Source organism: Leucobacter sp. GX24907 (genome assembly GCF_053567335.1).
Map to the genome: position 1 here is coordinate 218,869 of NZ_JBSGPD010000002.1, position 13,506 is coordinate 232,374.

The window sequence follows — 13,506 nt, forward strand, 5'->3', positions numbered from 1 at the left end:
GCCTTCTCGCAGTCCTGGACAGATCGCGCTCGGGCATACTGGCGGTGGAGCATCCGAAGAGATACGGGAGCGTGCGATGAGCAGGATCACTGGTGGAAACGCGGGGCGGGAGTCCGGTCCAGGTCGTCCCCGTGTCTCCAGTCGAGAGGTGCTCGAGGAAGCGGCATTCGAGCTGTTCCTCGAACAGGGCTATGAAGGCACCACGGTCGCGCAGATCGCACGTCGCGCAGGAGTGAGCCGAGGCACATACTTCAATTACTTCCCTACCAAGGCTGATGTGTTCTGGGCCGATGTCGACGAAGCGCTTGATGAGCTACCGAGGTTGCTCCGCGGAGCACTTCCTCCACACGACGAGAGCGGAGCCCGCAGCGCAATGCGTACGGCTCTGCTCGCGCTCGGACGGGGCTTCGGGCCGCAACGCGTGCCCTGGCTCATTCCTCACTTCGAAATCATCGGCCGTCCGGCGGAGGTAGGAGCGTCCGCGCTCGTACGCATGTCCCGCGCGGCCGGCATCCTGCGCGAATTCCTGGTTGAGCGCTCACCGTCGGGCCTCAGAGATGCGAACTCGCGCACACAGGCCTATGTTGTGGTCGGAGCGATCATCGCGGCCGCCTATGCATGGTCGGAAGCCGGGCCCCGCCGGGGCGCGCTGGATGCGCATCTCGCGGGGGCCCTCGCAGTAGCCATGGGCCCTGATTCAGGCGGCCCTGCCGTGCCGAATCCATGATGAAGCATGCTCGAGACACGCCCCTCCTGCTGCCCGGATAGACTGGACGTTGACCATCTGGCACCAGGGCGCCCACACGCCCGCTGATGCGGTTTCGACCGCCACGATTTTCAGCACAATGACGCGGTGCCGCCCATAGCGAATACGGAGCCCTGCATGACCGCGATCCCCGACAAGCCCAAGCTCGAAGGCCTCGAATCAAAGTGGGCCCAGGTCTGGGAAGAACAGGGAACCTACCGCTTCGACCGCGACGGGGCCGAGCGGGCGGACGTCTTCAGCATCGACACTCCCCCGCCGACTGCGTCAGGATCACTGCACGTCGGTCACGTGTTCAGTTACACGCACACTGATACGGTCGCCAGGTTTCACCGCATGCGCGGCAAGCGGGTCTTCTACCCGATGGGATGGGACGACAACGGTCTTCCGACCGAACGACGCGTCCAGAACTATTACGGAGTGCGCTGCGATCCCTCGCTCCCCTATGTAGCGGACTTCACACCGCCGCATGATGGGGGTGACGGCAAGAGCATCAAGGCAGCCGACCAGCAACCGATCTCACGCCGTAACTTCATCGAGTTGTGCGAACGGCTGACCGTCGAAGACGAGAAGCAGTTCGAAGGTCTCTGGCGCACTCTCGGCCTGTCGGTCGACTGGAACCAGACGTATCGCACGATCGGTGACGAGTCGCTCCGGGCTTCGCAGCTCGCCTTCATCCGCAACGTTGAGCGCGGCGAGGCCTATCAGGCTCAGGCACCCACGCTGTGGGATGTGACCTTCCGTACCGCAGTGGCACAGGCCGAACTCGAGGACCGCGAGCAGCCGAGCGCGTACCATGCGCTTGCGTTCCACAAGTCTGACGGCAGCGGTGACATCGTCATCGACACCACACGCCCCGAGCTGCTGGCTGCCTGCGTCGCCCTGGTCGCACATCCCGATGACGAGCGTTATCAGTCGCTCTTCGGCACGACGGTACGCACTCCCCTCTTCGATGTCGAGGTGCCCGTTGTAGCCCACCACCTCGCACAGCCCGACAAGGGCACCGGCATCGCCATGATCTGCACCTTCGGTGATGTCACGGACGTGGTCTGGTGGCGAGAACTCGACCTGCCGAACCGTGCGATTCTGGGCTTCGACGGTCGCGTGATCTCCGAGGCACCAGAGGCGATCGTGAGCGAGGCCGGCCGCGAGGCTTACGCTCGCATCGCCGGCAAGACCGTCTTCAGCGCAAAGAAGGAAGTGGTCGAGGCTCTCCAAGCGTCGGGTGAACTCGTGGGAGAGATTCGCAAGATCAATCACCCGGTCAAGTTCTTCGAGAAGGGCGACAAACCGCTCGAGATCGTCTCGACCCGCCAGTGGTACATCATGAACGGTGCTCGCGACGAGGCATTGCGAGAGCGCCTGTTGGCACACGGACGTGAGCTCGATTGGCATCCGGACTTCATGCGGGTGCGTTACGAGAACTGGGTCGAGGGTCTGTCAGGCGATTGGCTCATCTCGCGACAGCGATTCTTCGGCGTGCCCATCCCGGTCTGGTACCCGCTCGACGCCGAAGGAAATCCCGTCTTCGACGAGCCCATTCTGCCGGCGGAGGCTCAGCTCCCCGTAGATCCGTCGAGCGATGCGCCCGCTGGATACTCCGAAGAGCAGCGTGGCGTACCTGGAGGCTTCCAAGGAGAAGTCGACGTCATGGATACCTGGGCGACCTCCTCGCTCACGCCGCAATTGGCCGGTGGTTGGGAGCGCGACAGCGATCTCTTCGAGCTGGTCTATCCCTACGATCTGCGGCCGCAAGGGCAGGACATCATCCGCACCTGGTTGTTCTCGACCCTGCTGCGCTCAGAACTCGAGGCTGGGGCTCTGCCGTGGAAGAACGCAGGTATTTCGGGTTGGATCTTGGACCCGGACCGCAAGAAGATGTCGAAGTCCAAGGGCAACGTGGTGACTCCAGCGGGATTGCTCGATCAGCACGGTTCCGACGCTGTGAGGTACTGGGCTGCATCGGCGAAGCTCGGCACTGACGCGGCATTCGACCCGCAGAACCCGACGCAGATCAAGATCGGCCGACGACTCGCCATCAAGTTGCTCAACGCCGCGAAGTTCACCTTGGGTTTCGACGCGAGCGCCGCCGGTACTGTGACCGAAGCGCTCGACCGGTCGATGCTTGCGGGTCTTGCCCGCGTGATCGCAGATGCGACTCGTGCTTTCGAGTCGTACGATCATGCCCGTGCTCTCGAGATCACCGAATCCTACTTCTGGACCTTCTGCGACGACTATCTGGAGCTTGTGAAGCAGCGCGCTCATGCGGGCTCGGGGCAGCCGCAGGCGTCAGCGGTCACTGCACTGCGTGCGGCGCTCTCGGTCTTCGTGCGACTGCTGGCACCGTTCCTCCCATATGCAACCGAAGAGGTCTGGTCATGGTTCGAGAGTGGATCAGTGCATCAGGCGCCATGGCCTGACAGCGATGAGGCACTGACGCTCGCGGGCGATGACGCCGACGCTGAACTGCTCGGTCTCGTAGGTTCTGCGCTGATCGGCATTCGTGGTGCGAAGACTGCCGCGAAGGCCTCGCAGAAGACTCCCGTGACGCGGGCGGTCGTGTACGTCCCTGCAGATCAGCGTGAGCGGATTGAGCTCGCAGCGGCTGATCTCGCGGCGGTGGGGCGGATCGCTGACCTGAGCGTTGAAGCAGCGGATGTCTCTGAAGCAACGGTCGCGGAGATCGAACTGGAAACTGCGGAGAGCTGATCGTGCGACTCGGAGTTCGCTGGGGTGTCGGCAGTGCGCCGCACCCCAGCGTGCCCGAAGCGCTGCACGGCGCGATCGACGAAGCGGAGCAGTCTCATCCGACCGCCCGATCCTGGACCCTCACATGGCTCGAAGGACGCCCGCGCTGCGAACTCGGCGTGGGAGAACTCGACAAGCCCGTACTCGTGTCGCTTGACGCGGACGGTGCGGTGCGTCTCTCAGATGAGCCGAACGCAGGTCTGCCGCAAGCCGACGGCGCACCGGCCGATGATGAAGACGATGACTGGCTGACCTAGCCAGCTGCATCTGCCGGCGTCACGCCGAGCGCTGCTGCTCCGTGGCACCGATCGTAATCGGCGATGCCTCCCCCAGCACCGATTCTCGAGTCACAATGACCCGGGAGACATCGGTGCTCGATGGGACGTCGAACATCACCGGCCCCAGCACGGACTCGAGGATGGCGCGGAGTCCGCGAGCTCCTGTCTTCCGTTCAACGGCCTGGTCGGCGATTGCCGTGAGTGCGCCCTCCTCGAATTCGAGTGCCACATCGTCGAGCTCGAAAATGCGCTGATACTGCTTCACCAGGGCGTTCCTGGGCTCAGTAAGGATGCGGGTGAGGGCCTCCGCGTCGAGCGGGTCGACCGTCGCGACGACTGGCAGACGACCGATGAACTCGGGGATGAGGCCGAACTTGTGAAGATCTTCCGGCTGTACTCGGGAGAGCAGATCGGATTCGTCTCGCCTGTGTGCGATCGGTGCGCCGAAGCCGATGCCGCCCTTACCGAGCCGCGTCGAGATGATGTCTTCAAGGCCCGCGAATGCGCCTGCGACGATGAACAAGATGTTCGTCGTGTCGAGCTGGATGAACTCTTGATTCGGGTGCTTACGACCACCCTGAGGCGGAATCGAGGCGACAGTGCCTTCGAGGATCTTGAGGAGTGCTTGCTGCACCCCCTCGCCGGAAACGTCGCGCGTGATCGAAGGATTCTCGGCCTTGCGCGTGATCTTGTCGATCTCGTCGATGTAGATGATGCCGTACTCAGCACGCTGCACGTCGAAGTCGGCGGCCTGCATCAGCTTGAGCAGAATGTTCTCGACGTCTTCGCCGACGTACCCGGCTTCGGTCAAAGCGGTCGCGTCGGCAACGGCGAAGGGTACATTGAGCTGCCGAGCGAGGGACTGGGCGAGATAGGTCTTGCCGCACCCCGTAGGGCCCAGCATCAGAATATTGGACTTCGCAATCTCGATCTGCTCGGCGGCCGCCTCAGCGCTGGTGAGCGACTGCGTCGCACGTACGCGCTTGTAGTGGTTGTACACGGCGACGGCGAGGGACTGCTTGGCGCGATCTTGACCGATGACGTACTGGTCCAGGAAATCTGCGATCTCACGGGGCTTGTGGAGCGTGAAATCGCTCGACTCGGCAGCCGGCTGCTGCTCGGCGACGCGCTCCTCGATGATCTCGTTGCAGAGCGCGACGCATTCGTCGCAGATGTAGATCTGCGGGCCGGCGATCAGCTGTTGCACCTGCTTCTGCGATTTTCCGCAGAAGGAGCACTTCAACAGATCGCTGCTCTCGCCAATCCTTGCCATGAGCTCTCCCTGACTGTGCCGAAGTTCCGCTTCGATGAGCCTAACCGGGACCCCCGACAAACCACGAAACGGCGCGCCGCCGTGAGCTGGGGAGCGAGTGCTCCCCAGCGCCAGCCTTAGCTCTCGATCGCGGGTTGGGGGTTCTTGCGGCTCGTCAGCACCTGGTCGACGAGGCCGTAATCCAAAGCTTCCTGCGCGCTCAGGATCTTGTCGCGGTCAATGTCGCGGTTGACCTCTTCGATGCTTCGCTTGGAATGCTTGGAGAGAGTCTCTTCAAGCCATTCGCGCATCCGCAGAATCTCCGCGGCCTGGATCTCGATATCCGAGGCCTGCCCGTGCCCACCTTGCCCGGTCGACGGCTGATGGATCAGGACTCGCGCGTTCGGGAGCGCCATGCGCTTGCCAGGAGTACCGCCGGCGAGGAGAACTGCAGCGGCGGATGCGGCCTGGCCCAGGCAGACCGTCTGAACGTGCGGTCGAATGTACTGCATCGTGTCGTAGATCGCAGTCATCGCGGTGAACGAACCGCCGGGTGAGTTGATGTACATCGTGATGTCGCGCTCGGGATCTTGGCTCTCCAAGACCAGGAGCTGCGCCATCACATCGTCTGCCGAAGCGTCATCGACCTGCACCCCCAGGAAGATGATGCGGTCTTCGAACAGCTTGGCGTAGGGATCCTGGCGCTTGAAGCCATACGCGGTGCGCTCCTCGAATGAGGGCAGCACGTAGCGGGCCTCGGGCAACTGCAGGCCGGGGCCGCCGGCCATCGGCGTGTGAAGCTGAGTCATTTGGTGCATTCCCTTACTTGCTGGTTCCGCCGCCGCCGACGACATCGCTCGCCGAATCGCGGATGTAGTCGACGAAGCCGTATTCGAGAGCCTCATCGGCGGTGAACCAGCGGTCGCGGTCGCCGTCTTCGTTGATCTGCTCGAGAGTCTTGCCGGTCTGCGACGCAGTGATCTCGGCGAGACGGTTCTTCATGGATGTGATGAGCTGAGCTTGAGTCTGAATATCGCTCGCGGTGCCCCCGAAGCCACCGTGCGGCTGATGGAGGAGCACGCGGGCGTTGGGAGTGATGTAGCGCTTGCCCCGTGTGCCGGCGGTCAGGAGGAACTGACCCATTGACGCGGCCATACCGATCCCGACGGTCACGATGTCATTCGGGACGAAGGACATCGTGTCGTAGATGGCCATGCCAGCGGTGATGGAACCGCCGGGCGAGTTGATGTAGAGATAGATATCGGCTTCAGGATCCTCGGCTGCAAGCAGCAGGATCTTGGCGCAGATCTCGTTCGCGTTCTCATCGCGGACCTCGGAACCCAGCCAGATGATCCGGTCTTTCAGCAGTCGCTCGAACACACTGTTCGGAGGCGTCTGTTCTGCCATTCGGTGCTCCATTCTTCGGTGCTTGATTCGAATCTACCGACTCAGAGCGCTGTACATCGGCGTGTTCGCCCTGGGCACATACGCTGCCGCCCGGATACGGATGGTCCCTCGCGCCGTGCGGCGCGAGGGACCATGGCAAAGCGGACCGAAATTACTCGGCGGCGCGCTCGGCCTCTTCCTTCGCCTTCTTCTTGGCGGCGCGGGTCGCGGCGGCCTTCTTCGCAGCCGCAGATCGAGCGGCCTTCTTGGCGGCCTCCTCGTCGCTCAGCTCCGAGTCTGCTGCTGCGGTCTCGGCGGGTGCTGCCTCTGCGGGCGATGCGGCTTCGTCAGCGGCGTCCCCCTGGTCAGCGGGAGCGGTCTCATCTGCCTCTGCATCGTTCTCATCGCCGTGGTCCACTGACGTGAACTCGCTGAGGTCGACCGGGTTGCCCGACTTGTCGACGACCTTCGCCTGGGCGAGGGCGACCGCGAGTGCCTTGTTACGGGTCACCTCGCCGATGATCACATTCATCTGGTTGCCCTGGCTGATCGCCTGCAGGAACTGCGCGGGCTCCATGCCGTACTGCTGCGCCGACTGGAAGATGTACTGCGACAGCTCGTTCTGGGTCGGGCTGACGCCCTCGGCCTCGACGATGGCATCGAGCAGCAGCTGCAACTGGAACTGCTTCTCCGACGCTACTCGCACCTCAGCGCGGTGCTCATCGTCTTCGAGGCGTCCTTCGCCCTCAAGGTGGCGGTGGACCTCGTCTTCGACGATCTCCTCGGAGATCGGGATGTCTGCCTGCTCGATGAGCGTTTCGGTGAAGAGGTCGCGAGCCTGCTGCCCCTGGGCGAAAACGCTGCTCCGGCCGGCCTGCTCCTTGAGGCTGTCACGGAGCTCGCCGATCGTGTCGAACTCGCTGGCGAGCTGGGCGAACTCGTCATCAGCCTCGGGCAGTTCACGGACCTTGACGGCGGTCACAGTGAGCTCGACCTCGGCATCACGGCCCTCGTGCTCGCCACCGAGCAACTGCGACGTGAAGGTGGTCGATTCGCCGGCGGTGAGCGTCTCGACGGCTTCGTCGGTGCCCTCGAGGAGGTTGCCCGCTCCGACCTCGTACGAGACGCCGGAGGCCTGGTCGACTTCCTCGCCGTCGATCTTCGCAATGAGGTCGAGCTCGACGAAATCACCCTTCGCAGCGGGGCGCTCAACCGTGACGAGGGTTCCAAAGCGCTCGCGCAACTTGGTCAGTTCGACCTCAACCGCATCGTCGTCGACCTCGGCGTCGTCGACGACGAGCTCGATACCCGAGTAGTCGGGCAGGTCGAAGTCAGGACGCGCCTCGACCTCGAAGGCAAGGATGAGCTCACTCTTCTCGTCCTTCACATCAAGCCACTGTTCGATGTCGGCGCTCGGGCGGCCGATCGGCTCGGTCTCGGTCTCTGCGAGCGCCGCCTGGTAGAACTCGTCGAGAGAAGCGTTCACGGCCTCCTGCACGACGGCCTCGCGGCCGAGCCGCTGGTCGATGATGGGCGCCGGTACCTTGCCCTTGCGGAAGCCGGGAATCGAGACCTGCTCCGAGATCGTCTTGTAGGCCGTCTTCAAGTGCGGCTCGAGCTCGTCGATCGTGATCGCGACGGTCAGTTTGACGCGGGTCGGATTCAGCTTCTCAGCGTTGGTCTTCGGCAATTTGGCCTCTCAGTCTTCGGTGGTGCTGTCAGACGGCTTTCCACGAGTTGTGAACAACTCGAGTCGGGGCGACAGGATTCGAACCTGCGACCTCCCGCTCCCAAAGCGGGCGCTCTAGCCAAGCTGAGCTACGCCCCGAAACCGGCAGGTTTCGCGTTCGGAACGCGCACAAGCGCGCAACCTGAGCAAGTCTAGCCGAAACGACGGAGATGACGGGAATCGAAACTCCCGATCGAACGAAGGAATACAGGCGGTGGAGGGGATGACGGGAATCGAACCCGCGTGACCAGTTTGGAAGACTGGGGCTCTACCATTGAGCTACATCCCCGAGAGGCTCAGGCCTCACGGACTCGGAGGCGGTTCCGCTGCCGAGCACTCCACGAGCATACTGCATGACAGGCCGTCAGCGGAAACCAGGACACGCCTGACTCTGCTCACTCTCCGGCTGCGCGATGATGAGCGGTGTAGTCGAGGTAGACGGCGGAATTCTCCTGGATCGCTGCGCGGTCGGACTCGTTCAACTCGCGGATGATCCGTGCAGGAACTCCAGCTGCCAGGGACTGCGGAGGCACCTCCATCCCCTGGGGAACGACAGCCCCTGCGGCGATGAGGGATCCGGAGCCGATGATTGCGCCGCTGAGCACGGTCGCGTTCATGCCGATGAGTGCGCCATCGCCGACCGTCGCTGCATGCACGACGGCGTTGTGCCCGATCGAAACGTCGTCACCGATCAGCGCGGCGCCGACGTCGCCGGTGCCGCCGCGCTGCGTATGGATGACCGCACCATCTTGAACGTTGCACCTCGCACCGATGCGCACAGCATTCGAATCTCCACGTACAACCGCGTTGTACCAGACGCTGCTGTCCGCGCCGATCGCCACGTCACCGGCGACGACGGCGCCCGGCGCGATCCAGGTGGACTCGTGCAGAGCGGGTGACCCGTAGGGAGGTACTGGGATGACGGCGCTCATCTGGGTTCCTCTCGGAGATGCTCTCGGAGAACGAAAAACCCCTACCGCGATCGGTAGGGGTCTGATTCCGCTCCCCCGGCTGGGCTCGAACCAGCGACATCCTGATTAACAGTCAAGCGCTCTGCCAACTGAGCTACAGGGGATCATTGCCGAAGCAACGACGTTCATGTTAGCAAGCGGAAGAATCACGACGCAAATCGTTCGCGCCCGGTTTCGCGGCCGTAGCACGTACGAGACAGTGGGCACGAAGTGCGACCGAGACCGCGCGCAGAATTGTCCGCCTATTCCTCGGCGATCTCGTCGTACGCGGTCGTGCGCAAGGCCTGCGCGAGACGCTGCACATAGGCGTGATCGGCGCGTCGGAAGATCTCGTTGATATTCCCCTTCGCGATCAGGCGCCCCTCTTGCATGACGAGAACGTCTTCGACGAGGGCCTCGAGCATGCCGATGTCATGGCTGATCAGCAGCATGGCCGCACCGCTGCGCTCGCGGTACCAGCGGAGCAGGTCAACGATCTTTGGCCGATTGTTCGCGTCGACGCCGAGCGTCGGCTCATCGGCGAAGTAGACCGGTGGGTCGAGCATGAGTGAACGCATGACTGCCACGCGTTGACGTTGACCCTTCGACAATTCGTACGGATACTCCTGCAGCTTGCTCAGCGGAAGCGCCACGATGTCCATCATCTCGGCGACGCGCTCGCCCAGCTGCTCACGATCGAAGTTCTTGCTGCGCTCGGCAATCGGCTCGAACAGCAAATCGCCGACATTGAGCTCGGGTTTGAGCGTGGCGCCGGCATCCTGCGCCAGGTGTCCGACGTAGGCGGTGAGGCGGGCCCTCGTACGCCGACTCATGCGCCGCATAGGTACGCCCAGTACCGTTGCGTCACCACCCGTGAGCTTGATGCGGGAGGACTTCTCCGCAACGTCGTTCGCTCGACCGGCAAGGAAGCGCGTGAGCGTCGACTTGCCGGATCCGCTTTCGCCGAGCAGCGCGACGACGCCACCGCGCGCAACGTCGAGCGTCATCCCTTCGACGGCGTGAAATGCTCCGCCTCCGGCATGTGCCGGGTACGCCAGCGAAAGATCCGAGGTGCGAACAGCCGGGTCCGCGTCGAGCTCCGGGTACGCCATTCCACGCTCCTTCGATCACCAAGCCCGTGTCTCGGGCCGCGAATCAGCCTAGGGCATGAGGAGCGGTGCGACCCGAAGAATGGCGGAAAACCGTCAGTTATCGCGGAGTCCGCGCCGTGCGGCTTCCAGCGCGACGAGCTGTTCCTGTACACGCCGAGAACCGGGATCCGCCGAATCGCCGATGCGCTGCATGCGTGCCACGAGTTCGCTCTTGAGCGCGAGCAAGTCGCGGTCGAGCAACGACACGACGACGTCGCGTGCGTACGCGGCGATGAGCTCAGGACGACGCTGCGGCATCGGCGCCATCGCGAGTTCACGCACCAGGGAGCGATGAGAGTCGGGCGTCGCCCCGAGAACCCGTTCGAGCCAGGAGCCCGGCTCCGATGCGGCCAGTGCGATGGCCACCGCGTCCCGCACTACCGCCAACTGCGGTTCGTGCACTTGTGCAGTGACGGCCTGAGCGAGCAGCTCCGTGCCGACGGCCTCGCTCTGCTGCAGCATCGCCATCAGCGCATCTCGCTCGAGTCTGGTCGTGGGAAGATTTCGCAGAGAGGAGAGCCCGATCTGCGGCCCGGCAGGCTGCAAGTGCTCGGGAGTGGAATCGGGGCCGTGGTGCTCTGTGCCGTCCCGCTGCTGTTGAGGAGGTTGCGTACGTACGGCAGTAGTGGCTGCGGCCACGGCGCGCTGCACTTCTGGCAGATCACTGCCGAGCATTCGGGCGAGTTCCCGTGTGTACCCGGGGCGCAGCGCTGGATCTTTGATCTGCGCCACAATCGGGGCGGCTTCTCGCAGCGCCGCAACGCGCCCGGCAACGCTGTTGAGGTCGAAGCGGGACACTGCCTGGCGGAGGGCGAATTCGAACAGGGGAACCTTGCGCGTGAACAGCTCGCGCACCGCCTCGTCGCCGCGATGCAAGCGCAAGTCGCTCGGATCGAGCCCCTCGGGAGCCACTGCGACATAGGTCTGCGCACTGAATCGGCGCTCTTCGGCGAATGCGCGCAACGCGGCCTTCTGGCCGGCTTCATCGGGGTCGAATGTGAAGATCACCTCTGACGCGGCATCGTCTCCCATGATGCGTCGCAGCATCGAGATGTGGTTCTTGCCGAACGCCGTGCCGCAGGTCGCGACCGCCGTGTCGACACCGGCCAGGTGACACGCCATGACGTCGGTGTAGCCTTCCACGACGACCACGCGCCTCCCGCGCGAGATCGACCGCTTCGCGAGGTCGAGTCCGTAGAGCACTCGACCTTTGTGGTAGACGGGTGATTCCGGAGTGTTCAGGTACTTCGGTCCCTGGTCGTCGTCGTACAGCTTGCGGGCACCGAATCCGAGGGTCTGCCCGCTCGTATCGCGGATCGGCCAGACGACCCGGCCGCGAAATCGGTCGTAGACCCCGCGCTGACCGGCGGAGAGCAAGCCGGCCTGTACGGCCTCTTCGCGGCTGAATCCTTGCCCTGCGAGGTGCGAGGCGAGCGAGTCCCACCCTTTCGGCGCATACCCGACTCCGAAGAGCTCGCAGGCTGCCGGGTCGAAGCCTCGCGCGGCCAGGAAGTCCCTCGCGTAGGCGCCCTCCTCGCCTGCCAGTTGGGCGACATAGTAGGCTGCCGCGCTCTGATTGGCGGCGAGCAATCGGGCCCGGTTGGGTCCCTCGTCTCTGCGCGCACCTCCCTCTTCGTAGGTGAGGACGTAGCTGATCCGGGCGGCCAGGCGCTCCACGGATTCTGCGAAACTCAGATGGTCCATGCGCTGCAGGAAGGTAAAGGCGTCACCCGATTCACCGCACCCGAAGCAGTGGTAGTAGCCGAGAGCGGGCCGAACATGGAAGCTCGGACTGCGCTCGTCGTGGAAAGGGCAGAGGCCCTTCATCGAGTCGATGCCGGCGGTCTTCAGCGCGACGTAATCGCCGACGAGATCGGCGATGTTGGTACGGCGTTTCACCTCTTCGATGTCGCTCGCCTTGATCCGCCCCGCCATGACGGTCTACTCTACCCGCGTCTCGGGGTCCGCGGAGGTCGGATCAGACGAGCGGAGCCGTGCACAGGCGCTCGTACCAGGCGATCGCGGATTGGTCGGTGAGCGACGCCACCTGGTCGACAATCGCGCGCCGAGCGGCGGACTCGTCGGCAGCGGCCCGGAAATCGGCGGCGTACGCGGGCTCGAGCTCATAGCCACCGGCTTCCCACAGCGTATGGAGCAGCTCGATGAGGAGTGCTCGTTGTCGGCGGTACACCGGCTGTCGGCGGTCGCTCTGCATCACGAATGCGGCCACGATGCCTTTCAAGACCGCGATCTCGGCGCGGATCTCGCGGGGTACCACCACATCCGCGCCGTAGCGGGCGAGCGAGCGGCCATCCGCCTGGAGCAGGGTAGCGCGGGTCGCTGCGCTCGCAAAGCGACCGATCATGTCGCTCGTGAAGTTCTTGAGCTGCGCCTGATCTCGCCGCGACCCATCCCAACTGGTCAACCAGTTGCCGTTCTCAGCGATGCGATCGTATGCGGCGCCCAGCTCGTCGGCGGTAAAGCTCCCACCTGCCCAGTCTGCGACGGCGCGAATCAGCACCGAGTGCCCCGAGCGAGCAGTCAGCAGCAACGGATCGATGTGTTCAGCCACGATCGCGTCCTCGAAATCGTGCACGGAGTACGCGATGTCGTCGGAAAGGTCCATGATCTGAGCCTCGACGCACTTGTGCCGGGCGGGCGCCTGCCGGCGCAGCCACTCGAAGACCGGCGAGTCGTCTGCGAAATACCCGAACTTGGAAGTTCCGGTATCCGCTTCTGACAGCGACCACGGATACTTGCAGCTCGCGTCGAGCGAGGCACGAGTGAGGTTGAGCCCGACACTCTGACCGCGCGGGTCGACGCGCTTCGGTTCGAGTCGTGTGAGGATGCGCAGCGTCTGGGCGTTCCCTTCGAAGCCGCCGAAACCCGTCATCCACTCGTTCAATGCCCGCTCGCCGTTATGGCCGAACGGGGGATGCCCGAGATCGTGTGCGAGGCAGGCCGTGTCTACCACATCTTGAGAGACGCCCAATGCGACGGCCAGCTCGCGTCCGATCTGAGCGACCTCGAGCGAATGGGTGAGGCGATTGCGGGCGAAATCGATGCCTGCGGTCGGGCTCAGCACCTGTGTTTTCGCCGCGAGTCGCCGCCAACCGCTGGAGTGGAGCACCCGGGCTCGATCCCGGGTGAAGTCGCTGCGATGTCCGGTGTGCTGCTCGGGAAGAAATCGCTCCGTTGCCTCAGCGGTGTAGCCCGCAGCTGCCTCGGCTCGGTCCATGTTCGTCAGGT

At 63.9% G+C, this 13,506-nt stretch carries 11 protein-coding genes and 3 tRNA genes; 3 read left to right on the forward strand and 11 right to left on the reverse strand.

Annotated elements, in window-relative coordinates; genetic code table 11:
* Positions 1-76: 76 nt before the first annotated feature.
* The 3 genes from ACUYV6_RS03895 (at position 77) to ACUYV6_RS03905 (ending at position 3,768) form a co-directional block, all read left to right on the forward strand.
* Complete coding sequence (locus ACUYV6_RS03895) at positions 77-727, forward strand: TetR/AcrR family transcriptional regulator (RefSeq protein ID WP_449277339.1); 651 nt, start codon at positions 77-79, stop codon at positions 725-727.
* A 156-nt stretch (positions 728-883) separates the two neighbouring features.
* On the forward strand, positions 884-3,472 hold the full coding sequence (gene valS, locus ACUYV6_RS03900) for a valine--tRNA ligase (protein ID WP_449277340.1): 2,589 nt from the start codon (positions 884-886) through the stop codon (positions 3,470-3,472).
* Between the two features lie 2 nt (positions 3,473-3,474).
* The gene (locus tag ACUYV6_RS03905) at positions 3,475-3,768 is read left to right on the forward strand and encodes a Fe-S oxidoreductase (RefSeq protein ID WP_449277341.1); all 294 of its coding nucleotides are present in this window, start codon (positions 3,475-3,477) and stop codon (positions 3,766-3,768) included.
* Between the two features lie 19 nt (positions 3,769-3,787).
* Here the strand turns inward: ACUYV6_RS03905 and clpX are convergent, their stop codons facing one another.
* The 11 genes from clpX to ACUYV6_RS03960 form a co-directional block, all read right to left on the reverse strand.
* Positions 3,788-5,062 carry an ATP-dependent Clp protease ATP-binding subunit ClpX gene (gene clpX, locus ACUYV6_RS03910; RefSeq protein WP_449277342.1) on the reverse strand — a complete coding sequence of 425 codons (1,275 nt, stop codon included), beginning with the start codon at positions 5,060-5,062 and terminating at the stop codon, positions 3,788-3,790.
* Between the two features lie 116 nt (positions 5,063-5,178).
* Positions 5,179-5,850, reverse strand: coding sequence for an ATP-dependent Clp protease proteolytic subunit (locus tag ACUYV6_RS03915; RefSeq protein ID WP_449277343.1), 672 nt, complete (start codon positions 5,848-5,850; stop codon positions 5,179-5,181).
* A gap of 13 nt (positions 5,851-5,863) precedes the next feature.
* On the reverse strand, positions 5,864-6,460 hold the full coding sequence (locus ACUYV6_RS03920) for an ATP-dependent Clp protease proteolytic subunit (RefSeq protein ID WP_449277344.1): 597 nt from the start codon (positions 6,458-6,460) through the stop codon (positions 5,864-5,866).
* A gap of 139 nt (positions 6,461-6,599) precedes the next feature.
* Complete coding sequence (tig, locus tag ACUYV6_RS03925; protein ID WP_449277345.1) at positions 6,600-8,117, reverse strand: trigger factor; 1,518 nt, start codon at positions 8,115-8,117, stop codon at positions 6,600-6,602.
* A 63-nt stretch (positions 8,118-8,180) separates the two neighbouring features.
* Positions 8,181-8,255, reverse strand: a tRNA-Pro gene (locus ACUYV6_RS03930).
* A 116-nt stretch (positions 8,256-8,371) separates the two neighbouring features.
* Positions 8,372-8,445: transfer RNA gene (locus tag ACUYV6_RS03935), tRNA-Gly, on the reverse strand.
* Between the two features lie 106 nt (positions 8,446-8,551).
* Entirely contained in the window at positions 8,552-9,088 is a 537-nt protein-coding gene (locus ACUYV6_RS03940; protein ID WP_449277346.1) for a gamma carbonic anhydrase family protein, read from the reverse strand.
* Positions 9,089-9,158: 70 nt separating this feature from the next.
* A tRNA-Asn gene (locus tag ACUYV6_RS03945) sits at positions 9,159-9,231 on the reverse strand.
* Between the two features lie 138 nt (positions 9,232-9,369).
* Positions 9,370-10,218, reverse strand: coding sequence for an ATP-binding cassette domain-containing protein (locus ACUYV6_RS03950; protein WP_449277347.1), 849 nt, complete (start codon positions 10,216-10,218; stop codon positions 9,370-9,372).
* Positions 10,219-10,311: 93 nt separating this feature from the next.
* Positions 10,312-12,192: a DNA primase gene (gene dnaG / locus ACUYV6_RS03955; RefSeq protein ID WP_449277348.1), complete on the reverse strand. Its 1,881-nt coding sequence runs from the start codon at positions 12,190-12,192 to the stop codon at positions 10,312-10,314.
* A 43-nt stretch (positions 12,193-12,235) separates the two neighbouring features.
* Positions 12,236-13,495 (reverse strand): deoxyguanosinetriphosphate triphosphohydrolase, encoded by a 1,260-nt coding sequence (locus ACUYV6_RS03960; protein WP_449277556.1) that lies wholly within the window; start codon positions 13,493-13,495, stop codon positions 12,236-12,238.
* Between the last annotated feature and the right edge of the window lie 11 nt (positions 13,496-13,506).